This window comes from Flavobacterium sp. TS_SC_5 (genome assembly GCF_056156265.1).
The window spans coordinates 1,344,664-1,370,535 of the sequence record NZ_CM149588.1 but is presented as its reverse complement, the minus strand read 5'-3'; the positions used below and the strand labels follow the sequence as shown (position 1 = coordinate 1,370,535).

At 36.0% G+C, this 25,872-nt stretch carries 17 protein-coding genes and 1 tRNA gene; 8 read left to right on the top strand and 10 right to left on the bottom strand.

Features of this window, described 5'->3' with window-relative positions; translation table 11 throughout:
• Nucleotides 1–221 precede the first annotated feature (221 nt).
• From AC0J6S_RS06005 to AC0J6S_RS05970, 8 genes are all read right to left on the bottom strand, one after another.
• Nucleotides 222–295: transfer RNA gene (locus tag AC0J6S_RS06005), tRNA-Asp, on the bottom strand.
• Between the two features lie 86 nt (nucleotides 296–381).
• Entirely contained in the window at nucleotides 382–1,320 is a 939-nt protein-coding gene (locus tag AC0J6S_RS06000) for a DUF58 domain-containing protein (protein ID WP_474955881.1), read from the bottom strand.
• A 169-nt stretch (nucleotides 1,321–1,489) separates the two neighbouring features.
• Nucleotides 1,490–1,807 carry a thioredoxin gene (gene trxA, locus AC0J6S_RS05995; RefSeq protein WP_024980008.1) on the bottom strand — a complete coding sequence of 106 codons (318 nt, stop codon included), beginning with the start codon at nucleotides 1,805–1,807 and terminating at the stop codon, nucleotides 1,490–1,492.
• 334 nt (nucleotides 1,808–2,141) lie between these two features.
• Nucleotides 2,142–3,053 carry an outer membrane beta-barrel protein gene (locus AC0J6S_RS05990; protein WP_474955880.1) on the bottom strand — a complete coding sequence of 304 codons (912 nt, stop codon included), beginning with the start codon at nucleotides 3,051–3,053 and terminating at the stop codon, nucleotides 2,142–2,144.
• A 222-nt stretch (nucleotides 3,054–3,275) separates the two neighbouring features.
• Nucleotides 3,276–7,820: a DNA polymerase III subunit alpha gene (gene dnaE, locus AC0J6S_RS05985; RefSeq protein ID WP_474955879.1), complete on the bottom strand. Its 4,545-nt coding sequence runs from the start codon at nucleotides 7,818–7,820 to the stop codon at nucleotides 3,276–3,278.
• 148 nt (nucleotides 7,821–7,968) lie between these two features.
• Nucleotides 7,969–8,802 carry a hypothetical protein gene (locus AC0J6S_RS05980; RefSeq protein WP_474955878.1) on the bottom strand — a complete coding sequence of 278 codons (834 nt, stop codon included), beginning with the start codon at nucleotides 8,800–8,802 and terminating at the stop codon, nucleotides 7,969–7,971.
• Nucleotides 8,803–8,875: 73 nt separating this feature from the next.
• On the bottom strand, nucleotides 8,876–14,140 hold the full coding sequence (locus AC0J6S_RS05975; protein WP_474955877.1) for an MBG domain-containing protein: 5,265 nt from the start codon (nucleotides 14,138–14,140) through the stop codon (nucleotides 8,876–8,878).
• Nucleotides 14,141–14,416: 276 nt separating this feature from the next.
• Nucleotides 14,417–15,493 carry an AraC family transcriptional regulator gene (locus AC0J6S_RS05970; RefSeq protein ID WP_474955876.1) on the bottom strand — a complete coding sequence of 359 codons (1,077 nt, stop codon included), beginning with the start codon at nucleotides 15,491–15,493 and terminating at the stop codon, nucleotides 14,417–14,419.
• Nucleotides 15,494–16,208: 715 nt separating this feature from the next.
• Here AC0J6S_RS05970 and leuC point away from each other — a divergent pair.
• From leuC to leuB, 4 genes are all read left to right on the top strand, one after another.
• Nucleotides 16,209–17,603 (top strand): 3-isopropylmalate dehydratase large subunit, encoded by a 1,395-nt coding sequence (gene leuC / locus AC0J6S_RS05965; RefSeq protein ID WP_474955875.1) that lies wholly within the window; start codon nucleotides 16,209–16,211, stop codon nucleotides 17,601–17,603.
• A gap of 191 nt (nucleotides 17,604–17,794) precedes the next feature.
• Nucleotides 17,795–18,391, top strand: a complete 597-nt coding sequence (leuD, locus tag AC0J6S_RS05960; protein ID WP_474955874.1) for a 3-isopropylmalate dehydratase small subunit — start codon at nucleotides 17,795–17,797, stop codon at nucleotides 18,389–18,391.
• A 138-nt stretch (nucleotides 18,392–18,529) separates the two neighbouring features.
• The gene (locus tag AC0J6S_RS05955; protein ID WP_474955873.1) at nucleotides 18,530–20,056 is read left to right on the top strand and encodes an alpha-isopropylmalate synthase regulatory domain-containing protein; all 1,527 of its coding nucleotides are present in this window, start codon (nucleotides 18,530–18,532) and stop codon (nucleotides 20,054–20,056) included.
• A gap of 33 nt (nucleotides 20,057–20,089) precedes the next feature.
• A complete protein-coding gene (leuB, locus tag AC0J6S_RS05950) occupies nucleotides 20,090–21,151 on the top strand; it encodes a 3-isopropylmalate dehydrogenase (protein WP_474955872.1) in 1,062 nt (353 codons plus the stop codon).
• Between the two features lie 162 nt (nucleotides 21,152–21,313).
• Here leuB and AC0J6S_RS05945 read toward each other — a convergent pair whose 3' ends face one another.
• Nucleotides 21,314–21,676: an RNA recognition motif domain-containing protein gene (locus AC0J6S_RS05945; protein WP_417958827.1), complete on the bottom strand. Its 363-nt coding sequence runs from the start codon at nucleotides 21,674–21,676 to the stop codon at nucleotides 21,314–21,316.
• A 153-nt stretch (nucleotides 21,677–21,829) separates the two neighbouring features.
• A complete protein-coding gene (locus tag AC0J6S_RS05940) occupies nucleotides 21,830–22,309 on the bottom strand; it encodes a DUF6252 domain-containing protein (RefSeq protein ID WP_474955871.1) in 480 nt (159 codons plus the stop codon).
• 198 nt (nucleotides 22,310–22,507) lie between these two features.
• Between AC0J6S_RS05940 and AC0J6S_RS05935 the strand changes: the two genes are divergently transcribed.
• From AC0J6S_RS05935 to AC0J6S_RS05920, 4 genes are all read left to right on the top strand, one after another.
• Nucleotides 22,508–23,056 carry a 30S ribosomal protein S16 gene (locus AC0J6S_RS05935; protein ID WP_474955870.1) on the top strand — a complete coding sequence of 183 codons (549 nt, stop codon included), beginning with the start codon at nucleotides 22,508–22,510 and terminating at the stop codon, nucleotides 23,054–23,056.
• A gap of 15 nt (nucleotides 23,057–23,071) precedes the next feature.
• On the top strand, nucleotides 23,072–23,596 hold the full coding sequence (rimM, locus tag AC0J6S_RS05930) for a ribosome maturation factor RimM (protein WP_474955869.1): 525 nt from the start codon (nucleotides 23,072–23,074) through the stop codon (nucleotides 23,594–23,596).
• Nucleotides 23,597–23,739: 143 nt separating this feature from the next.
• On the top strand, nucleotides 23,740–24,402 hold the full coding sequence (locus AC0J6S_RS05925; RefSeq protein ID WP_474956335.1) for a tRNA1(Val) (adenine(37)-N6)-methyltransferase: 663 nt from the start codon (nucleotides 23,740–23,742) through the stop codon (nucleotides 24,400–24,402).
• Between the two features lie 233 nt (nucleotides 24,403–24,635).
• The gene (locus tag AC0J6S_RS05920; RefSeq protein ID WP_113636539.1) at nucleotides 24,636–25,814 is read left to right on the top strand and encodes an acyl-CoA dehydrogenase family protein; all 1,179 of its coding nucleotides are present in this window, start codon (nucleotides 24,636–24,638) and stop codon (nucleotides 25,812–25,814) included.
• Nucleotides 25,815–25,872 lie beyond the last annotated feature (58 nt).

The window sequence follows — 25,872 nt, the reverse complement described above, 5'->3', positions numbered from 1 at the left end:
TATTTAAACCAACTAAAATCTTGCACCTTTTAAATCTGACGATCTAAAACCCTACCTTCTTTTTAAATCAAAAAAGCTATCCACAAAAGTGGAAAGCTTTTCATTGGTCTAACTACTAAACCCGCTACGAGTTACAAATTCGTAGCAAACAACACAACTAACGTTAAAAACCTTATGGGGCAAAAAAGCCTTTCTGTTACGAAAGGCTTTCCCCAATATTGCGGTCTGGACGGGACTCGAACCCGCGACCCCATGCGTGACAGGCATGTATTCTAACCAACTGAACTACCAAACCTCTGCGTTATTGCGGTGGCAAAGATACAATAGATTTCCGTTTACGCAAGCGTTTTTTGAAAAAATAATTGATAAATTTTCGCCTTATTATCCAAAGTTTTGTTTTTCAACCAAGTATGTCATTAAAATTTTTTCGAAACTTTCATCTACACTTACCGGAATGTACTTTATTCGGTTTTGTGCGCAGGTTAAAGCTAACTTCTTGAAGTAACTTTCCATCTCTTTTTCATATTCTTCCTTCACATTATCTGCAAAGACAGCTACTTCTTCTCCCGTTTCCACATCAATAAACTTCCTTGGAGCGTTGTCAAAATCAAAATTTAGCTCTGTTTTTTTATCGACAACGTGAAAAAGCACTACTTTATGCTTATTATGTTTCAAATGTTGTAGCGCATTAAACAGCGCTTCTTCTCCTGATGATTCTGGACCAGACTGAAACATATCCGTAAATAAAATAATCATCGAACGACGGTGGATTTTCTCGGCTATTTGATGCAAAAATGTAACTATGTCTGTCTTTTTTTTAACAGGAGGTTTCACAAGCAAGCCTTCGAGTGTGTTCAAAATCATCCGATGATGGCGATCACTGCCTTTTTCAGGCGCGTAGTACTCATATGTATCCGAAAATACACTTAGACCAACAGCATCGCGTTGTTTCTTCAACAGATTCATTAAAACTGCCGAAGCCAATACCGAAAACCCAATCTTATTCTCAAAAAAGTTCTGATTGTCTTTTAGTTTTGGATAATGCATCGATGAGGAATTATCGATAATAATATGACACCGCAAATTCGTCTCTTCCTCAAAGCGCTTGGTAAACAAACGATCCGTTTTGGCAAACAACTTCCAATCAATGTGCTTAGTGCTTTCGCCAACATTATACACTTTATGCTCAGCAAATTCAGCTGAAAATCCATGAAACGGACTTTTGTGCATTCCGGAAATAAAACCTTCTACAACCTGATTGGCCAGCAATTCCAAGTGCTGAAAACTAGAAATTTTCTGTATTTGCGATTCAATCTTCATCTACCAAATATATTAAAAGATTGAACGATTTAAAAATTAAAAGAGTAACGAAACAAAACTTAATCAAGAAGCTGAAATCAATTCAGCTTAGACCAAAAAAAAAGGCTTGACTTTCGCCAAACCTTCTCTTTGAATCCTTACAGATTCTATATAAATCATAATCTACCGATTACAACAAAGCGTCTAAACTATCAGCATAAGTTTGCTTCGGAGCAACTCCTACTTGTTTCCCTACTACTTCTCCATTATGAAAAACCAAAACTGTTGGGATATTTCTAACTCCGTATTTTGCAGCAAATTCTTGGTTCGCATCAACATCAACTTTACCTACAACAACTTTACCTTCGTATTCGTTGCTCAATTCATCAATGATTGGCCCAACCATTCTACAAGGTCCACACCATGCTGCCCAAAAATCTACCATTACCGGTTTGTCTGATTTCAAAACTACTTCCTCAAAAGTAGCATCTGTTATTGCTAATGCCATAATATTTTATTTAAAGTTTATCGTTCGAATATTTCATATTTTCAAACTAGATTACAAATTTAGAAATTAAAAACAAATCAAACACTATTCCCAAATTAGTTTTGACTATTAATCCATTATCAATTCCTATTCGCTGTAAAATTCACATTTTCTTTTCAGGAGCTATTTCCAGCTGTACACTGTATCTTTTCCAGCTTAAAAAAGCCTAAAAAGGTAATTGCGTTAGCAATTCGACCATCAGGGCTAAAAACCCGTGTTCCCAAAACCTATTTATTTTTTAAACAAAAAAAAGGGATGCTTTCTCAAACATCCCTTCACTTATAAAAAAATTATATTATAAGCTATATTTCAATCCAAAAGTTAAACCAAGACCACTAATTCCCACATACGAACTTAATTCATCCATTGGTTTAGTTGAATCCAATCCATTCGGATTTGTTGCAGCATTATTTGAACTCACATCCAAACGTTCTACATAATTCGAATGAATTTGAGCTTGAGTTCTGCCCGCCAAAGCATTTTGACCATTCATAGTAAATTCAGTAGTTTCTTTGGATTTACCATGAACTGTGAAATTACGGTATTCTAATTCTGCAAATGCCGAAATATTTTTCCCTAATTTATATGAAGTTCCTAATGCAGCCATAAAACCAACAGTAGGATTTGGCTTTACTTTATCCACACTATGAACGGCTACGGTTGCTGGACTAGCAACACCAGTTGGTACAATTGCATCTGTAGTAATTTCTAAATCCCCATGAACTGGCAAAAGAACCCCAACTTTCGTATACGGTTCAAAACCATTTTGCTCTCCTAAAAACAGAACTAAAGCCGGCGCTAAATCAAAAGCACTGATTTGTCCCACTGATTTAAAATTGTAAACAGGACGACCACCAGAAATAAAAATTGCATCTGTAGTTGTTTGAGCCATTGTTTTATCGTTACTAGAATAATAATTTATCCCCATCTCAACACCCAAACGCGTATTAAATCTATAACCAACCGTTGCTCCACTTCTAAAACCTTCCCCAAATGAACCTGTAACACTTTCTTCAGAAACTAATTTCCCGCCTACATATACTTTATCTAAAGCTGCATTACCTCCTACAGTAGGAAACTCAGTGGCAGCGATTTGAGTAAAATAAGATCCACCAACTTTAAAGTACCAACTTTCTTTTTTTTCTGTTTGCCCTACCATTGTCATCGAACAAATTGCAAATCCTAATAAAAATAACTGCTTTTTCATAATTTCGTTTAATATCATTTGTGCGAAAATAAACCATTTTCAATGAAAATTTAATAACAAACACGACGAATAATATATTAAATATGATTAATACATAATAATCAGTTGATTACGGAATTTTAAAATAGGAATAAAGAATACAATTCAATTTCACACCAGCATGAATTCATCAAAAGTTAAAAAATTATGATTACTCCATTATCATTTACAATCCGTAAACCCTTAATTCAACTTGAAGTTAATTTGCATTTTCTCAAGTTCTACCAGCAATTCATTTGAAATTTTGATTTTCAATTTTCTGCTCGGCATCGTTAGTTTGGTAACCACCTTAACTTCTTCTACTTCTTCCACTTTTGCAACAGCATTAGTGTCTGGAATTTCGAGAGTTTCCATTTCAGAATTATCATTTTCATCAACAAAAGCAACTTCTTCATTTTCTAATTCAACTGGAGCAACAGCAACGAGACGTTTTGTTTTTTCCAATTCCATAACCTCAAAAGAAACAGTGTTATCGCCTTTGTTTTCTTGAAAAAGGTGACTCAATTTATGGATAAATTCTGTTTCTAAATCCTTAATATTTAGCAGCACAATTAATTTTCTAGCGAAAGTTTCTAATACATCTTGCAATTGTTTGACCTCAACAAATTGTAGTCTAGGCTCTCCTTTTTTACCAGTATCTCGGTCCGTCCAACCCTCTTTTACCAGTACTTTCATGAAAGTGAAATTATTCTGAATAAAGAAATGACGAAACTTTAAATACTCTTCCCCAAAAATTCGGAACTCATAACTTTCATCATATCCTTCTAATGTAAACATGCCCCAACCTTTTCCATTTTTGGCCACACGATGCTGCACGTTATTGATTATTCCTCCAAACGCAAGGTTTTTACTCACATGCAATTCCATGTTTTTCAACGCTTCCAGTTTGGCATTACAAAAATATTTCATTTCAAATTTGTAATCGTCTAAAGGATGTCCCGAAATATAAATCCCTACGACTTCCTTCTCTTTAGCTAATTTTTCCATCGTGCTCCAATCCTCGCAAGGCGGCACGATAGGTTCTGCGATTTGAACATCACTGCTGTCACCAAACAAACTCACTTGCGATGAATTCTCATTTTCCTGAAATTTTGCACCATACCGAATCGCTTTTTCATAAAAAGTAATTCCATCACCATCATCGTGGAAATACTGCGCTCTCGTTGTTCCTAAAAATGAATCGAAACCTCCAGCCAAAACCAGATTCTCTAATGCTTTTTTATTCGCCGCACGCAAATCAATACGCTTGGTTAAATCAAAAATTGATTTATATCTTCCGTCTTTTCTATTCTCCACAATTGTCGCCACAGCTCCAGAACCCACACCTTTTACAGCTCCCATTCCAAAACGCACCGCATAATCATCGTTAACGGTGAATTTATAAAAAGACTCATTTACATCAGGTCCTAAAACCTGTAATCCCATGCGTTTGCACTCTTCCATAAAGAACGAAACCTGCTTAATATCACTCATATTATTCGAAAGAACCGCAGCCATATATTCGGCTGGATAATTGGCTTTTAAAAATGCTGTTTGGTATGCAATCCATGCATAACAAGTAGAGTGTGATTTATTAAAGGCGTATTCCGCAAAGGCTTCCCAGTCTTTCCAGATTTTCTCCAACTTATCCTCGGGATGCCCTTTGGCGGCCGCCTGACTGATAAATTTAGGTTTCATTTTATCCAAAACATCCTTTTGTTTTTTTCCCATCGCTTTACGCAAAACATCGGCATCACCTTTGGAGAAATCCGCCAGTTTTTGGGATAAAAGCATTACTTGTTCTTGGTAAACGGTAATTCCATAAGTATCTTTTAATAATTCTTCACAGGCATCAAGGTCATAAATAATTTCCTCTTCACCGTTTTTTCGCTTAACGAAACTCGGAATGTAAGCAATCGGCCCCGGACGATACAATGCATTCATCGCAATCAAATCGGGAAATACTGTTGGCTTTAATTCCTTCATGTATTTCTGCATTCCAGGACTCTCATATTGAAAAATCCCTACTGTTTCTCCCCGTTGAAAAAGTTCGTACGTCTTCAAATCATCAATTGGAAACGTGTCGGGATCAAGATCAATTCCGGTTCTGTATTTTACTAATTTAACGGTATCTTTTATCAGAGTCAGGGTTTTCAAACCCAAGAAGTCCATCTTCAGCAATCCGGCACTTTCAACCACCGAGTTATCAAACTGCGTTACATACAAATCAGAATCTTTGGCGGTAGCCACAGGAACAAAATCAGTAATATCACTTGGCGTAATAATCACTCCACAGGCATGAATACCCGTATTTCTTAAGTTTCCTTCTAAAACTTTGGCTTGCTGAATGGTTTCTCCGCCCAAATCATCTTCATTAGCAAGACCTATTAATTCTTTTATTTTATCGTATTCTTCCGGACGAACGGCTTTTTTAATGATATCTTCTTTTTCGTTTAAAAAACGAGCCAAATTCCATTTGGAAGGCATCATTCCCGGAATCAATTTTGCAATTTTATCAGCTTCGAATAACGGTAAATCCAAAACACGAGCGGTATCTCGAATCGCTGATTTGGTCGCCATTTTACCATAGGTGATAATTTGCGCCACTTGTTTCGAACCGTATTTTCGGATCACATAATCCATTACACTGCTTCGTCCTTCATCATCAAAATCGATATCAATATCGGGTAGTGACACACGATCCGGATTCAGGAAACGCTCAAAAAGTAGGTTATACATTAACGGGTCGATGTTGGTAATTTTCAAACAATACGCCACCACCGATCCTGCCGCAGATCCCCTTCCCGGCCCTACAGAAACTCCCATGCTTCTCGCCTCAGCAATTAAATCCTGTACAATCAGGAAATAACCCGGATACCCCGAATTGGAAATGGTCAATAATTCAAAATCCAATCGCTCCTGAATTTCTTCAGTAATTACGGGATAGCGTCTTCTTGCTCCTTCAAAAGTAAGATGCCTCAAATACGCATTTTCACCTCGAACTCCACCATCAACTGCATCTTCTGGATTATTAAATTCAACCGGGATTTCAAATTTTGGAAGCAAAACTTCACGCGCCAGATCGAAAATCTCGATTTTATCCACAATCTCTGAAATATTCGAAATTGCTTCTGGCAAATTTGCGAAAAGCTGTTTCATTTCGTCTCCCGACTTGAAATAGTATTCCTGATTCGGCAATCCGTAACGATAGCCACGACCACGACCAATTGGCGTAGTTTGTTTTTCACCGTCCCGCACACAAAGCAAAATATCGTGTGCATTCGAATTCTCCTTATCTATATAAAAGGTATTGTTTGTAGCAATAATTTTGACATCATGTTTCCGTGCCAATGAAATCAAAGACGCATTCACCCGATTTTCATCTTCTTGATTGTGACGCATCACCTCAATGTAAAAATCTTCCTTGAATTCGTTTTTCCACCAAATCAACGCTTCTTCGGCTTGGTTTTTACCAATATTTAAAATCTTATTTGGGATTTCACCATACAAGTTTCCCGACAAAACAATAATATCTTCTTTGAATTGCTGAATAACTTTTCGGTCGATTCTTGGCACATAATAAAATCCTTCCGTGTAAGCGATGGAAGACATTTTAGCCAAATTATGGTAGCCTTTTTTGGTCTTCGCCAAAAGCACTATTTGGTAACCATTGTCCTTAACCGACTTATTTTTATGATCTTCACAAACAAAAAATTCGCAACCCACGATTGGTTTCATCGGAACTTCGGTAGGTTCTTCACCATTTTCTATTGCCGCTTTATTCTTGGCTTCAGCCGCCTTATTATGGTATAAAATATCACGGACAAAATGAAAAGCACCCATCAAATTCGCATGATCCGTCATGGCAACAGCAGGCATTTTTTGTTGTGCCGCCGCTTTTACCAATGCCGCAATACTAATTGTAGACTGCAAAACTGAAAACTGGGTGTGATTGTGCAAATGAACGAACTGCGTATCAACAAGTACCTTTTTATTCTCAGAAAGTTCTGCTCTAGAAACCGCAGGAGCTTGTTTTTCGCCAAACTGCTGGCGAATTTTATCCGAAGCTTCCTTAAGATTTATATGTTTTAAACCAATGAGTTTAATCTCGCTTGGATTCTTACTTTGAAAATCTTGAAAATAACTGGCTGGAACATCGAGTTCCTCTTTTGTAAAAACATCACGACGAATTAACTCCAAAAAACAACGCGTGGTTGCCTCTACATCGGCAGTGGCGTTGTGCGCTTCGCCAAAAGGTTTATTAAAAAGATAAGAGTGCAGTTCCGTTAAAGTAGGCAGTTTGAATTTTCCTCCTCGACCTCCCGGTAATTTCAATAAGGAAGCGGTTACTTCGGTACAAGTGTCGAGAATGGGCATGGAACTCATTTGGCTTTCAACGCCCATTCTATAAAACTCACAACCCATAATATTGATGTCAAAACCTAGATTCTGACCAACGATGAATTTAGCTTTGCCTAAAGCAATATTGAATTTTTCCAAAACTTCCGCCAACGAAATTCCATCGACCTCAGCCAATTCTGTAGAAATACCGTGAATTCGTTCAGCGTCATAAGGAATATTAAAACCTTCGGGCTTGACCAAATAATCTTGATGCTCTACGAGTTTTCCCATATCGTCGTGCAACTGCCAAGCGATTTGAATACAACGCGGCCAGTTATCCGTATCTGAAATGGGAGCGCCCCAACGCTTTGGTAATCCTGTAGTTTCGGTATCGAATATTAAGTACATAACTGGAGTTGAAGTGTTTGTGATTTAAAAAAATCGCAAAAAATGAATTTCAAATTTAGGCTTTTTTTAATCTAAAGAAAAGGGAAGTTATGAACAAAAAAAAGGCCTTGATTTCTCAAGACCTAAATAATTATTCAAACCAAACTACTTATTTAAAATTCCAACCTAATGTTAATCCAAACGCTACAGGCTTGATTGTTGCCTCTTTATCTGTGCTATACAAACCATTTGCTTTTCTATCGGTAATCGATTTTTGACTATATCCAATGTAAGACTCATTTTGTTTTTGATCTAAAATGGAACCATAACCACTATCTAAAAACATAGCAGCATATAAGGCGTTCTTCTCTCCCATCTGAAAAGTAAAACCCAATTCAAAACTACTCATCAATATACCTTTTGTTTGGTATTCTCCTGATTGAGAATAAGCTGACTGTGTTCCAAAACCATATTCTGGCAAATTATCAATAGTTAAATTAACATCTGGATAATAACCAACTCCAGTAACAGCATTTGCAGAAGCTTCGACCTTATAATTTACAGGTGAAAAATACTTAACTCCAGCTCTAAAGTTGAAATCAACACCTACATTAATATTTCTTTTATACTGCACAAATAACGGAATTTGAATAGCTTGCAATGTTTGCTCCTCTCGATAATTAGCACTTGTTACGTTATAAATAAATGCAGATGTAGTCTCATCAACTTCAAAACTTGATTGCGTTGCATCGCTTTGAGTCAAAAATACTTTTTGTTTGTATTGCGCAAATTCGACACCAGATCCAATACCAATATGTTTTGTTATGTTATAAATGTATCCTGCTTTAACAGCGCCTCCTACTTCATGACTTGCTCTAACACCTTTGACATCGCTTTGAATATTAGCAATTCCTGACTGTACGCCAACGTAAAACTGGGCACTTGCTGCTGTAGAGAACAGCACGGCAACAATTCCTAGTATGTGTTTATTATTAAATTTCATATGTATGTTATTTTCATATGAATAATTCATCCTCTCTTTGTTTAAAAAAGAGGATTTCATATCCTTAAATTATTTAATTTCTTACCAAAAGATTTTTCGTGAACATCTTACCATTAGATAAAGTAAGTTTCACAATATAAATACCGTTTACACTTGGTGCAACCATCTCAATTGTGCTTTCATTAACAACTTTGTCTGTTATTAATGACCCAAGTATGTTGAATACCGTAACGCGAGCATTTTGGATTTTAGCAGCTTCTATATTGGTAATTAATTGGTAGCTTGAGTTACTTCGTACTGGATTTGGAGCAATATTCATGGTTTCTACTACTCCATTAGATGCTAAAACTAACGGACAAGTTCTTATTAGTGTTCCATCTCTTTTAGTTGCAACTGCATAGTAAGAACCATTTAAAGCGCCTGTTTCTTTGAAGTATTGCGCTGTTTGACCAGCAACTACTACTCCGTTTTTATACCATGTATAAGCCACAAATTCATTTGAACTATTGTCAAAAAAGATAACATCTTCAAATTGTTTTTTAATCAAATTTGGCTGGCTTTTTACAATAGGCAATACAATACTTAATGCTGCATTGTAATTATTATCTCCTACTTGAGAAGCTGTAAGCGTCGCTGAACCAGGATTTAAAAACACCAATTCGTTATTTACAATTGTTGCCACATTACTATTCGAAGTTGAAAAACTGATTCCTAAACCACTAGTAGAAGTCGCAGTCAACGCTATTGGTGCTGAGCTACCACAGTCTGAAACTAAGGTTTGATTCCAAGTAATTTCTTGGTTTGCTTTAGTAATGTTATAGTTGGCAGACACAAAATTAATTACATAATTAGCACCAGCACTTAAAGTGTTTTGCGCTATTGCATATGTCCCAACATTCTCACCTGTTGCTCTATTTAAAGCTCCAGTAAAGGAGTCTCCGCTAAGTAAACTAGGCGTAACAACATAATTTAGAGGAACCTCTGTTGTGCCATATACTTTAGTTTTTGCTGCTGCAGTTATGTTGATGGCTTTAGGAGTAATTGTAAAATCTGACGAAACAAACGTAATTGTATAATTCGAACCTGCACTTAAGTCATTTTGTCCAATTGTATAAGTACCCACATTCTCACCTGCAACTCTTGCCAAAGTTCCTGTGAAAGCATCTGTTCCTACCAGACTTGGCGAAACTGAATACGTTAAACTAGGATCTGTTGTTCCGTAAACTTTAGTTTGTCCAGCATCAGCTGTTACTGTGATTGGTTTTGCGGTAATAGCAAAATCTTTAGCTACATAAGTAACTGCATAATTAGATCCAGCACTTAATGTTCCTTGTTCAATCGCATACGTACCAGCGTTCTCTCCTACTACTCTTGATAATGTTCCTGTGAAAGCATCTGTTCCTACCAAACTTGGAGAAACTGAATACGTTAAACTAGGATCTGTTGCTCCATACACTTTAGTTTGTGAAGCATCAGCTGTTACTGTGATTGGTTTTGCAGTAATAGAAAAGTTAGCACCAGCGTAAGTAATTAAATATTTAGACCCAGCAGAAAGTGAACCTTGATTAATAGCATAATTACCAATATTTTTACCACTAACTCTTGTTAAAGATCCTGTAAATGAATCTCCAGAAAGCAAACTTGGTGACGCTGTATAAGTTAAAACAGGATCACTCTCCCCATATACTTTAGTTTGAGAAGGTGTTGCAGTTACGGTAATTGGGATTTGATTTAATTTCAGTACATAATCATAGGTACCACTACAACTATTAGCATCAGTAGCGGTAACCGTAAAATTACTATCAGCAATTTGAGTTGAAATACCTGTTATCTGTCCAGCTGTTGATAGCGAAAAACCAGAAGGCAAACTTCCCGCTGTGACTGCATACGTTTTAGATCCTGTTCCTCCTGAAGCTACTATAGTTTGACTATATCCAGTATTATAATCATAACCAGACAAAACTGTTGTTGTGAAATCAATTACCGTTGGTTGTGTAATGGTAACACTTGCTGTTGTTGTACAAGAATTAGCATCAGTGATTGTACAAGTATATGTTCCTGCGGCTAATCCAGAAGCCGTTGCAACTGTTCCACCACTTGGAGACCATGAATAAGTATAACCTGATGTTCCACCAGATACAGATACTGTTGCACTTCCAGTAGAACCACCGTTGCAAGACACATTGGTTTGCGTTGTAAGATTTGCCACTAAAGCTGTTGGTTCTGTAATGGTGACACTTGTTGTTGTTATACACGAACTAGCATCAGTGATTGTACATGTATATGTTCCTGCGGCTAATCCTGTTCTGTCTTCAGTTGTGATTCCTCCACCCCAGTTGAAAGTGTAGGGAGCAGTTCCTCCTGTTGGGGTTAAATTGATTGCCCCATTTGATCCTCCATTACAAGACACATCTGTTTGTGATGTAGTTGCTGTTGCAATAATTACCGCAACACTATCTGTAGCTGAACAACCATTAGCATTAGTTGCCGTAACCGTATAAGTACCTGAAGTTGCAGGTGTCATATTTGCTGTATTAGTAGCTCCTGTTATAGAACCTCCATTGGTAGCTACCCAAGAATAACTACCATCTGAATTGCTAATTACTAAATTACTAATTGTAACAGTTGCAGCTCCAAACTTATTATCTACTGTATGCATATTAAATGCAAATGTTTGACCAGCTGTTACATTGACTGTCATAGTACCTGATTGAGTTTCTGGGCCTGAAGTATTAATATTATATCCTTGCATTATTGTCGCAACTCCATTTACTATGACTTGAGGATAATCAAAAGCACCTCCTTCACCTGCACTATATGCCCAATTAAATGAAACAGTTGTATTGGGAGTAAAAGTAATAGAATAACTAGAATCCCCTGGGCTTCCACCAAGAAGATTATCCCCATTATTATTTCCACCAGTAATAGATATACTTGCCGGAGCATTAGTTGTGTTTACATTACCATCGGCATTTGCGTTAGCAAAAGCCCAGTTAGCTGGTGCATAAGCTCCTTGAAAATTCGTTGATATATTTGTAGCTGTAATTGGCGTAATAGCATTTGCACAATAGTTTACAGTTGTTGGCCCAGCATCTACAGTCATAACGTTTGGCTGGGTAATGGTAACACTTTGAGTTGTTGTACACGAATTTGCATCAGTGATTGTACAAGTATATGTTCCTGCAGCTAATCCAGATTTAGTTGCACTTGTGCCGCCACCTGTCCAGCTGTAAGTATAAGTTCCTGTGCCACCTGATACAGAAACTGTTGCACTTCCAGTCGAACCACCGTTGCAAGACACATTGGTTTGCGTTGTAAGATTTGCCACTAAAGCTGTTGGTTGAGTAATGGTAACACTTTGAGTTGTTGTACACGAATTTGCATCAGTGATTGTACAAGTATAAGTTCCTGCAGCTAATCCAGATTTGGTTGCACTTGTGCCGCCACCTGTCCAGCTGTAAGTATAAGTTCCTGTACCACCTGATACAGAAACTGTTGCACTGCCAGTAGAACCACCGTTGCAAGACACATTGGTTTGCGTTGTAAGATTTGCCACTAAAGCTGTTGGTTGTGTAATGGTAACACTTTGAGTTGTTGTACACGAATTTGCATCAGTGATTGTACAAGTATAAGTTCCTGCAGCTAATCCAGATTTAGTTGCACTTGTGCCGCCACCTGTCCAACTGTAAGTATAAGGTGCTGTGCCACCTGATGGAGTAACTGTTGCACTACCAGTAGAACCACCGTTGCAAGACACATTGGTTTGCGTTATAAGATTTGCCACTAAAGCTGTTGGTTGTGTAATGGTAACACTTTGAGTTGTTGTACACGAATTTGCATCAGTGATTGTACAAGTATAAGTTCCTGCAGCTAATCCAGATTTAGTTGCACTTGTGCCGCCACCTGTCCAGCTGTAAGTATAAGTTCCTGTGCCACCTGATACAGAAACTGTTGCACTGCCAGTAGAACCACCGTTGCAAGACACATTGGTTTGCGTTGTAAGATTTGCCACTAAAGCTGTTGGTTGTGTAATGGTAACACTTTGAGTTGTTGTACACGAATTTGCATCAGTGATTGTACAAGTATAAGTTCCTGCAGCTAATCCAGATTTAGTTGCACTTGTGCCGCCACCTGTCCAACTGTAAGTATAAGGTGCTGTGCCACCTGATGGAGTAACTGTTGCACTACCATTAGATCCACCAATACAAGACACATTGGTTTGAGCTGTTGTTGCTGATAATACTGTTGGTTGGGTAATGGTAATACTTATTGGTGTTGGTGGTGTACAATAATTTGCATCATCGATTGTAAATGTATAGGTTCCAGCTACCAATCCTGTTCTATCTTTACCTGTGGCTCCATCATACCAGACGATAAAGTATGGAGCAGTTCCTCCAGTTGGAGTTAAATTGATTGCCCCATTTGATCCTCCATTACAAGACACATTGGTTTGAGCCACTGTAAAAGATACATCACATAAATTATTAATAGTAACAGTAAACTGCTTTTCAAAAAACAAACCACCTTGATCTGTAGTTCTAATTCTAATTGCATACGAGCTTTTAGTCTCAAAATCTGGACTTGCTGTAATTCTTAAACTATTTCCGCTGATATTAAAAGAAGCATTGTCGGTACTTCCTGTTCCTGCAACTAAAGTATATGTGAATGTATTTGCTGTATTTGCATCTATAGAACTAAAAGTTCCAACAGTTGAATTGGCAGCTACGTTTTCATTAATAGCTAATGCAGAAAGTAAAATGTCTGTTGGAGCGCTATTTACAGGAGTTAAATTTCCATTTATTGGGTTAAAATTTGTCCAAACTGCTGCTGCATCATAAGCTGTTTCACTACCAATTGGTACATTTAAAGCGCACACTGACAGATTTACTAATTGAAAAGCATATGCATCTATAGCAATAGGGTTTAACACATAACAATTTACTGTTGTTAAATTAAAACAATAGCCAAAAGCATCAGATTCAATAGCAATCACCGAATTACCAATAGTTACAGACGTTAAATTAGAATTATTAAAAAAAGCAAAATATCCAATAAATGTCACCGAATTAGGAATAGTTACAGATGTTAAATTAAGACTATCCTCAAAAGCAAAATCTCCAATAGCAGTTACGGAATACGTATTATTATTATATGTTACCGTACTTGGTATATTTGCAATAGGACCATTAAAAGGATTAGAACCATAAGAAGAATTATCACCAACCTCAACAGTTGTTGGCGTTAATATCTTGTATAATATTCCACCAGCGGTAAAAGATTGTCCAAAGGAAAATGCACTCCAAAAAAGTGCCATAAAAAAGAGTAATTGTTTTTTCATAAATATTTTAATTAAGTTCATTGTGCATGCAAAAACCATTCAACGTACAAAGATATTAACTCCAAAAACATTCGAGCAGCCCATTCGGACAAATCGATAGCCCATTCGGACATTTTTTATATTTTTTTAAGAGAAAAAAAAACACACAAATCCTTGAATACAAAAGGATATGCCCAACGTAAAAATAAACAACAAAAAAAAGGATTCATGCAAAATGATACGTTGCATGAATCCTTTTAATGGGTGGCAATAATTTTTGAATCTAAAAAAGTAATTTTAATTGACCATACTTTCTGGACGTGATTCTGACGGAAGTTCGCCGAACCTTTTCTTAAACGCAGCACTAAATTTACTGTGATTATCATACCCAACTTCTAACGCAATATGTTTGACCTGCATATTAGTATTCAAAAGTAATTGCATGGCAAATTGCATTTTTTTATCGATATTATACTGCAGGATCGATGTTCCATACACCAACTTAAAATCCATTTTTAGTTTTGAAGGAGATACATTTAACTTTTGAGCTATAGCTTCAATTCCTAAAAAGGGTAACGCTAAGTCTCTTGAAATTAATCGCTCACATTGCGACATCTTTTTGTAATCTACAGTATCTTTTACTTTGTAATCTTCCTTTCTCAAATCGGCGAAAGCATTCTTGAAAAAAGTAGAAACCAAACTTAATGTTTGAGATTTTAAAAGCGTATCACTAAAAATATCTTTATTAAAATTTATAAAAGTTTGTTCAATTTCATGAGACAACTCTTCGGCATTTGGCACAATATCTTGGTAGGATATGAATCCTTTATCTGAATCTAAAAACTTTTTAAAAGGAAGGTTCTCCTCTAATTTATCAAAAGGAATGTTTTTTTTGATCCATTCTGGGTGAAAATGATAGATGTAAAACTCACATTTAGAACCTTTGTAAAAATGCGCACCTACTTCAGTTCCTGGTTTCTTAAAACCCCAAAATTTATTTTGAAAAGGGATGTCATCAATAAACCTATTTTGCAGTTTTACTTTGCTTTCATACATGGTAAAAGTAAGCGTATAATGTTCACTCGGAATAAGTTCATCATAAACCGTTTTTATCAAAGCGTTTTGTTTAAACTCAATGTTGGTTATCGTGAGCCAACAACCTTCATCAATTTTCCGATAACGAAAAGTCCCTTTTATAAAAGGATTATTCCTAACCACCAGCTGATCTTTTACATGATGCTTGCTCCCTGGAGTTTTTATAGTTGCTTCTATCATCAACTCTGGCGTATTTGCCAAAAAAGGAAATTCAAAAAAACCGGATTGATAAAATTTTAAATTGGGTTTGATAAATTGGTACCACTTTGTTAAATTCATATTTTTGATTTACATATTCTAGTAACAGAAACTTTAAAATAAGATTTCTAAGAATACAATTCTTTAAAAAAATCTAAAACCGTATAATACCAGAATAAATTCTAAGTAAATTAACAAAATTTATTTAATGCCAACAATACAACATGATTATTTTATATAAATCAATAGCCACTTAATTGTACATAACGTCTCCATTTTTAGAAATCACAGCTAATCACTTTTTTATTTGAGCCTAAAATCTATTTGTAATTAAAAAAAACAACGGCAATAATTTTCTTTTGGATGTCGTAAAATTAAATCTTAAAAAAAAAGAAAAATATCCACTTTTAAAAGCCTTTAATTTAAAAAATAGAAAAAAAACACCATCTAATAACCAAACACAAAACCTGCTAATTATTACTGATTTTATTAAAAAATCATGCTTTTGATGCTAAAAATCAGTTATTGTATCGCAATTGCATTAATTTGATAAATTATTAAAAACAATTGCCTTTAAAAATTGAAGCTTCTAAAGAAGAGAATTAAAACAGAAACAAAAGAAGACTTTCTATATAATAATTACAAAAATATTTTCGGATATCTGCATAAAGCGTTTTTGGGTATCGTATATAATCAAATATTCAAAAATATAGATTTGATTCTTTTTTTAGTTTTGCTTTCATTGTTATCATCTTAGTCAATTTGGCTGTAAAAAAATACATTAAAAAATATTAAAATGAGTACTACATTATTTGACAAAGTATGGGATTCGCACGTGGTGCGAAAAATTGAAGATGGACCGGACGTGTTTTTTATTGACCGTCATTTCATCCATGAAGTTACTAGTCCTGTAGCTTTTTTAGGTTTAAAAGAACGAGGAATTTCAGTATTATATCCAGAGCGCACTTTTGCTACTGCCGATCACAACACACCTACCATAAACCAACATTTACCGGTTCAAGATGCATTATCTGCTAACCAGCTAAAAGCTTTGGAAGACAACGCAGCAGAATATGGTATTTCTCACTGGGGATTAGGTCATAAAAAAAATGGAATTGTACACGTAGTAGGTCCTGAAAATGGAATCACTTTACCAGGTGCCACTATTGTTTGTGGAGACTCACACACTTCTACGCATGGTGCTTTTGGTGCCATTGCCTTTGGTATCGGAACTTCGGAGGTTGAAATGGTGATGGCTACACAATGTATCATGCAACCAAAACCAAAGAAAATGCGCATCAACGTAAATGGTAAATTGAGTAAAGGTGTTGGTCCAAAAGACGTTGCACTTTATATTATTTCTCAATTGACAACTTCTGGAGGTACCGGATATTTTGCAGAATATGCTGGAAATGTTTTTGAAGATATGTCGATGGAAGGTCGTATGACTGTTTGTAACTTGAGTATCGAAATGGGAGCTCGTGGTGGTATGATTGCACCTGACCAAAAAACATTCGATTTCTTAGAAGGAAGATTATACGCTCCAAAAGGCGAAGCTTGGACAAAAGCAGTTGAATATTGGAAAACTTTAAAAACTGATCCTGATGCAATATTTGATGCAGAATTAAATATTGACGCTGCAGATATCGAACCAATGATTACGTATGGTACAAATCCTGGAATGGGAATAGGTATCTCAAAAAATATCCCAAATGCTAACCAAGTAGAAGGTGGTGCGGAAACATACAAAAAATCGTTAGCCTATATGGGTTTTGAAGAAAATGACGTAATGATTGGTAAACCAATCGATTTTGTTTTCTTGGGAAGTTGTACCAATGGTAGAATCGAAGATTTCAGAGCTTTTACAGAAATTGTAAAAGGGCGACAAAAAGCAGATAATGTTACGGCTTGGTTAGTTCCAGGTTCTCATGTTGTAGAAGCACAAATCAAAGAAGAAGGGCTTTTGGATATTCTTACCGAAGCTGGTTTTGTATTGCGTCAACCAGGTTGTTCGGCTTGTTTAGCGATGAACGATGATAAAGTTCCTGCGGGTAAATATGCGGTAAGCACCTCAAACAGAAACTTCGAAGGTCGTCAAGGACCAGGTTCAAGAACTTTATTGGCAAGTCCCATTATGGCCGCTGCTGCTGCAGTAACGGGAGTATTGACAGATCCAAGAGATTTATTTTAGAAGATTTCAGATTGAAGATTAACGATTTCTAAATTCAGATTTCGCTAGTCCACAAATCACAGATTTCTTTAACAGCAATTATATTAGAATAGACAATTTACATTACACAAAATAATATTAGCGCTTAAGATTATATTTTCCTCACGGTAAATCAAAAATCATAAATCGTTAATCAAAAATCATAAATCACAATGGCATACGATAAATTTAATATCCTGACCAGTAGTGCAGTGCCACTACCAATAGAAAATGTAGATACCGATCAAATAATCCCTGCGCGTTTCTTAAAAGCAACTGAACGTGTTGGTTTTGGCGACAATCTTTTCCGTGACTGGAGATACAATGGAGATGGCACTCCAAAAGCAGATTTTGTGCTAAATAATGCAACGTATAGCGGGAAAATTTTAGTTGGTGGAAAAAACTTTGGTTCGGGTTCGTCAAGAGAACACGCAGCTTGGGCAGTTTACGATTATGGATTTCGTGCTGTTGTTTCTAGTTTCTTTGCAGATATCTTCAAAGGAAATTGCTTAAACATTGGTGTTTTACCAGTACAAGTGAGTCCTGAATTTGCCGAAACTATTTTCAAGGCTATTGAAGCTGATCCAAAAACAGAATTGGAAATCAATCTTCCGGAACAAACCATTACTTTATTAGCAACTGGTCAAAAAGAATCTTTCGCTATATCTGGTTATAAAAAGGACAATATGGTCAACGGTTTTGATGATATTGATTATTTGCAAAACATCAAAGAAGAAATTGTTGGATTTGCTGACAAACTTCCTTACTAAAAAACAAACAATAAAAAAGCAGTTATCTAAAGTTCAATAGTATAATTAAGCCAGAGAACTGCTTTTACCTTTTTATAAAAACACAAAAGCAAGACTTCAAATTACTGAAGAAAAACTGCTTTTAGCATCAAATTTATAATGGAAAAAAGAAAAATTGAAATAATGGATACGACACTCCGTGACGGTGAACAAACCTCGGGAGTATCATTTTCTGCTGCAGAAAAACTAACCATTGCGCAATTGTTGTTGGAAGAATTAAATATTGACAGAATCGAAATTGCTTCAGCACGTGTAAGCGAAGGAGAATTTCAGGGTGTAAAAGGGATTATGACTTGGGCTAACGAAAAAAATTACTCCAATAGAATTGAAGTTTTAACCTTTGTAGACGGTGGACTTTCAATTGAATGGATGAAAAAAACCGGAGCTAAGGTCCAGAATTTATTAACTAAAGGATCACTAAATCATTTAACGCATCAGTTAAAAAAAACACCCGAACAGCATTTTACCGAAATTGCTCAAGCCATAGCTTTGGCTCAGGAAAACGATATTGAGACGAATGTATATTTAGAAGATTGGAGCAACGGAATGCGCAATTCACCAGAATATGTATTTCAGTATCTAGATGTTTTGACCAAACAACCTATAAAAAGAGTCTTATTACCGGACACATTAGGCGTTTTGATTCCTTCTGAAACTTTCGAATTTATTTCGAAAATTATAGCAAAATATCCTGATACTCATTTTGATTTTCATGCACACAACGACTATGATTTAAGTATTGCTAATGTAATGGAAGCCGTAAAAGCTGGTATTCAAGGACTCCACGTGACCGTGAACGGAATGGGAGAACGTGCCGGAAATGCACCACTTGAAAGTACTGTTGCTGTGATCAATGACTTTTTTCCACAAATAGAAATCGGTGTAAAAGAATCATCATTATACTCTGTAAGTAAATTAGTGGAGACTTTTACCGGCTATAGAATTCCGGCAAACAAACCAATTGTTGGTGACAATGTATTTACACAAACAGCCGGTATCCACGCTGATGGCGACAATAAAAACAACTTATATTTTAATGATTTACTTCCGGAACGTTTCGGCCGAAAAAGAAAGTACGCTCTTGGAAAAACATCCGGAAAGGCCAATATCGAAAAAAACCTTCAGGAATTAGGCCTTCAATTAAACCCCGAGGATTTAAAGTTAGTTACCCAAAGGATTATTGAATTAGGCGACAAAAAAGAAACCGTTACCAAAGAAGATTTACCTTATATTATCTCTGATGTTTTAGACAGCCAAACCTATCAGGAAAAAATTATTGTTGAGTCCTATATATTATCTCATGCAAAAGGCATGCGTCCATCGACCACTTTATCTTTAAAAATAGACGGTGAAATCATTGAAGAGCATGCACAGGGTGATGGGCAATTTGATGCTTTCATGAATGCTCTGGCAAAAATATACAAAAGCAAAAATTTGGAATTACCTAAATTGATTGATTATGCCGTACGAATCCCGCCAGGAAGTAGTTCTGACGCCTTGTGCGAAACCATAATCACTTGGACGAATAATGAAAAAGAATTCAAAACCAGAGGACTGGATTCAGACCAAACAGTTGCCGCAATCATTGCAACCCAGAAAATGTTGAATGTTGTTGCTGCCCAATAATAAATAGAAATACATTAATATAAAATATACCTAATGAAATTTAACATAGCCCTTTTAGCCGGAGACGGAATTGGACCAGAAGTAATTAATGAAGCTGTAAAAGTTTCGGATGCCATTGCAAAAAAATTTAACCATAAAATCACTTGGACGCCTGCACTTACAGGAGCTTGTGCCATTGACGCCGTTGGAGTTCCTTATCCTGATGAAACACATGAAATTTGTATGGCCGCGGATGCTGTTTTATTCGGAGCCATTGGACACCCAAAATATGATAACGACCCAAGTGCACCTGTAAGACCTGAACAAGGTTTATTATTGATGCGTAAGAAATTAGGTTTGTTTGCCAATGTACGTCCAACTTTTACATTCCCGTCTTTGATTGATAATTCACCTTTAAAAAGAGAACGCATCGAAGGAACTGATTTGGTTTTCTTGAGAGAACTTACCGGAGGAATCTATTTTGGAGAAAAAGGTAGAAAAGACGATGGCGAAACGGCTTTCGACACCTGTACGTACACCAGACCTGAAGTAAAACGTTTAGCAAAAAAAGGCTTTGAATTGGCGATGACAAGAACTAAAAAATTATGTTGTGTAGATAAAGCCAATGTGATGGAAACTTCCCGATTGTGGAGAGAAACCGTACAAGCTATGGAAAAAGACTATCCTGAAGTAACGGTAAGTTATGAATTTGTTGATGCTGTTGCGATGCGTTTAGTACAATGGCCAAACTCTTATGATGTCTTGATTACTGAAAATTTATTTGGAGACATCTTAACAGATGAAGCATCTGTAATATCAGGTTCTATGGGATTGATGCCTTCTGCATCTGTTGGAGAACATACGTCATTGTACGAACCAATTCACGGGTCGTATCCACAAGCTACAGGATTAAATATCGCTAATCCATTAGCGACGGTTTTATCTGCTGCGATGATGTTTGAAGATGCATTTGGATTAAAAGAAGAAGCAGAGGCTATTAGAAAAGTAGTTAACAAATCTTTGGAACAAGGAATTGTAACCGAAGATTTAGCTTCTAAAGACTCAAAAGCATACAAAACTAGTGAAGTCGGTGACTGGTTAGTTGCTAATCTATAAATTTTAAAAGTTTCATTTGTTTAAAAATTGAGTAATAGCTAAGATTACAACCTGAAAAAACAACACTCCCTTTTAGCTTTTACTCAGCTTTAAACAAAATAATAAACAATAAAAAAGGTGTCAATTTTCATTGACACCTTTTTTTATAGCTAGAAAAAAATATTAATATCCTCCTCTGTTTCCACCACCACGGTTATCTCCACCACGGCTGTTTCCACCACCATAACCACCGCGTGATTCTCCACCACGACTGTTATTGTTAAAACTTCTTCTTTCACCTTCTGGTTTAGGCTCAGATTTGTTTACTACGATTGCACGTCCTTGAACAGTAGCTCCGTTCAATTCGTCAATTGCTTTTTGAGCTTCGTCATCATTTGGCATCTCAACAAAACCAAATCCTTTACTTCTTCCAGTAAATTTATCAGTAATAATTTTAACTGAATCAACTGCTCCGTAAGCCTCGAAAGACTCTCTTAAATCTGCTTCCTCAATACTGAATGGAAGACTTCCAACAAAAATATTCATATGTACTTATTTAAATAATACAACAAATGTACTGCATTTTTTTTCTAATCTACTATATATTAGCTTATTTATGTTTTTATTTTAAATCCTTAACTAAAAAGAATCTAACAAAACATCTGATTTTTGTAATTTAATACTCTAATTTATTATATTTTACGGAACTTGCTGACTTATTGGAATCTTATAAAAAACGCCCTGTTGAAAATTCAAAACATCACCAGCTAACGGATTGCCATCTGCATTTTCTGCGTTAAATTTAAATGTTCCTGATACGGTACTATTCACTTCATCATATTCGGTGATAACAATTTCACCGTCACCAATCCCAATTCCAGTTGTAAAGGAAATTTTATCCGCACCAACAGTCAATTCATAAACAGCTGCTTTAGAATTACTAGTGCCTAGAGGATATCTTTGGATAGCAGTAGAAGTGGTTCTTAAAGTTAAAACCTCGTTTCCAGTAAATCCTTCAATTGTTAAAGAACCGTCAGAAGCCAAGAATGCTTTAGAGTCAACTGCTCTCCAAAACACATTATCTTTCATACCTTGAAAAGAGGGATTGTTAAAACTCACGTTTTCCTCACAAGAAAATGCAGCAAAAACCACTACCAGAAACACCAAATATTTTTTCATAAAAACTCTTTTGAACTAACAAAAATAAGGCAATATAGCGTAAAAACTAGAACTTCATTAAAGAAAATCCAGTCAAAATCGACTTAACCCTTTACTATTCATTAAAATACACATCGAATTAGTATTTATCGATAAAAAATGTATCTTTGCACCCTTAATTAATCGAGGTCGAGTACCTCAAAATTTAATCATAAGATTATGTCAGTAAAAATTAGATTACAAAGACACGGTAAAAAAGGAAAACCTTTTTACTGGGTTGTAGCTGCAGATGCACGCTCAAAAAGAGATGGTAAATACCTAGAGAAAATTGGTACTTACAATCCAAACACAAACCCAGCAACTATCGACTTAAACCTTGATAGCGCAGTAAAATGGTTGCACAATGGTGCTCAACCAACTGATACTGCAAAAGCGATTCTTTCTTATAAAGGAGCTTTATTGAAACATCACCTTGATGGTGGTATCCGTAAAGGAGCTTTAACTCAAGAACAAGCTGATGCTAAATTAGCGGATTGGTTAGATGCAAAATCTGGAAAAGTTGATGCTAAAAAAGAAGGTTTAACTAAAGCTCAAGCTGATGTTAAAGCTAAAGCTTTCAAAGCAGAACAAGATGTTAACGCAAAACGTTTAGCTGCAGCTGCTCAAGCAGAAGCTGATGCTATCGCTGCTGCAACTCCAGCTGTTGAAGAAGAAGTTGCTGAAGAAGCTCCTGCTGCAGAAGAAAATAACGAAACAACTGAAGCATAATTTTAGAAGGCGAAGATGCGTAAAGAAGATTGTTTCTACTTAGGTAAAATCGCTAAAAAATTTAGTTTCAAAGGAGAAGTTCTTGCCTATTTAGACACGGACGAACCTGAGTTATACGAAAACTTGGAATCAGTGTTTGTTGAATGCAACAAACACTTGGTTCCTTTTTTTATTGAAAGCAGTTCACTGCATAAAAACGACTTTCTCCGTATTCGTTTTGAAGACATGAACACAGAAGAAGATGCTGATGCTATAATAGGCAACGCTATTTATCTTCCTTTAAATATGTTGCCAAAACTTACCGGCAACAAATTCTACTTCCATGAAGTAATTGGTTTTGAAGTGGAAGACAAACGCCTTGGTGTTGTCGGGAAAATTCAATCCGTGAATGACACTACTGCCCAACCTCTTTTTGAAGTTTTAAATGGCGATGTTGAAATTCTTATTCCCATGATTGACCATTTCCTTGTGAAAATTGACAGGGAAAACAAAAAAGTCATCATGGATTTACCAGAGGGATTGATTGAAATGTATCTTTAAAAGATTTTTAGATTCGCTGCGCTTTTAGATTATTAGAAACGCCTGCGGCTTTAGAAAAAATCTAAGTTGTCTAATATTCTAAAAAATCTAAGTTGTCTAAATTCCAATTTAAACAGTTCTCTCTTGAACAAGATCGTTGTGCCATGAAAATTGGAACCGACGGCGTTTTACTTGGTGCTTGGACACCCATTGAAAACAATCCTTTTAGCATTTTAGATATTGGAGCAGGAACAGGAATAATCGCATTGATGCTTGCACAAAGGAGCAATGCAGAACAAATTGATGCTTTGGAAATCGACGAAGAAGCTTATGAGCAATCCGTAGATAATTTTGAAAACTCCCCTTGGAGTGACCGCTTATTCTGTTTTCATGCCGGTTTAGACGAATTTGTAGAAGAGCCTGAAGACGAGTACGATTTAATTGTTTCCAATCCTCCTTTTTACACTGATGATTACAAATCTGATAACGAGCAGCGCGATTTAGCCCGTTTTGCTGACGCGATGCCTTTTGAAGATTTGATTGAGGCCGCAGATTTATTACTTTCAGAGAACGGAATATTTGCCGTAATCATTCCTTTCAAAGAAGAAGAAAATTTCTTGGCTTTAGCCAAAGATTATGAATTATATCCTCTGAAAATCACTCACGTGAAAGGAACTCCAACTACAGAAATTAAACGCAGTTTATTGGCTTTTAGCCGAAATGAAAATGTGAATTTTCCCATTGATGAATTAATAATTGAAACTTCAAGACATCAATACACTCCCGAATACACTGAATTGACTAAGGATTTTTACTTGAAAATGTAATTGAATATCACATCTAAAAACAACAGCACTAATACTCCAAACAAATTTCACACGAGAACTGATTATTTTATTGTAAATTAGTACATCGATTTTTAAATAAAACGAGCTTTAAAAAACTAACTTTTTATCTATAAAATCATTTACTTTTTAGTTTACACATAAAAATATAACATTTGTTAATGCTTTTGTTATATTTCTTTATGTAGATTTGCATTACACTAAAATTAACATCCATGAAACCAGACTTATTTCAATCTCCAGATTATTATTTACTAGATGACTTACTAACCGAAGAACACAAGTTAGTACGTGACTCCGCACGTGCGTGGGTAAAAAAAGAAGTTTCTCCTATCATTGAAGAATATGCTCAAAAAGCGGAATTTCCAAAACAAATCATAAAAGGTTTGGGCGAAATAGGCGGATTTGGTCCTTATATCCCTGAAGAATATGGTGGTGCTGGTTTAGACCAAATATCATACGGTTTAATCATGCAGGAAATTGAACGAGGAGATTCTGGCGTTCGTTCCACTTCATCTGTGCAATCCTCTTTGGTAATGTATCCAATTTGGAAATACGGAAATGAGGAACAACGAGTAAAATATTTACCAAAGTTAGCCACTGGAGAATACATGGGCTGTTTTGGATTAACAGAACCAAATTACGGTTCTGATCCAGGAAGTATGATTACCAACTTTAAAGATATGGGCGACCATTATTTATTGAATGGTGCCAAAATGTGGATTTCAAATGCACCGTTTGCTGATATAGCCATTGTTTGGGCAAAAAATGAAGAAGGAAGAATTCACGGTTTAATTGTAGAACGCGGAATGGAAGGTTTTACCACTCCGGAAACGCACAACAAATGGTCGCTTCGTGCGTCGTCTACTGGAGAATTAATTTTTGACAATGTTAAAGTTCCAAAAGAAAACTTACTACCAAACAAATCCGGATTAGGAGCACCACTTGGCTGTCTTGATTCAGCACGTTATGGAATTGCCTGGGGTGCAATTGGAGCAGCAATGGATTGTTATGATACCGCTTTGCGTTATGCCAAAGAGAGAATTCAGTTTGACAAACCTATTGCAGGAACACAATTACAACAAAAGAAATTAGCCGAAATGATTACTGAAATCACTAAAGCACAATTATTGACTTGGCGTTTAGGAGTTTTAAGAAATGAAGGAAAAGCAACAACGGCTCAAATCTCAATGGCCAAAAGAAACAATGTGGATATGGCGATTCATATTGCCCGTGAAGCCAGACAAATGTTGGGTGGAATGGGAATTACCGGAGAATATTCTATCATGCGACACATGATGAATTTAGAATCGGTGATTACGTACGAAGGAACACATGATATCCATTTGTTGATTACAGGTATGGATATTACCGGGATCCCAGCTTTTAAATAGTAGTAAACGATTATTAAAGTATTTATAAAATTGATAGTAAAAGCTTCTTGGAAACAGG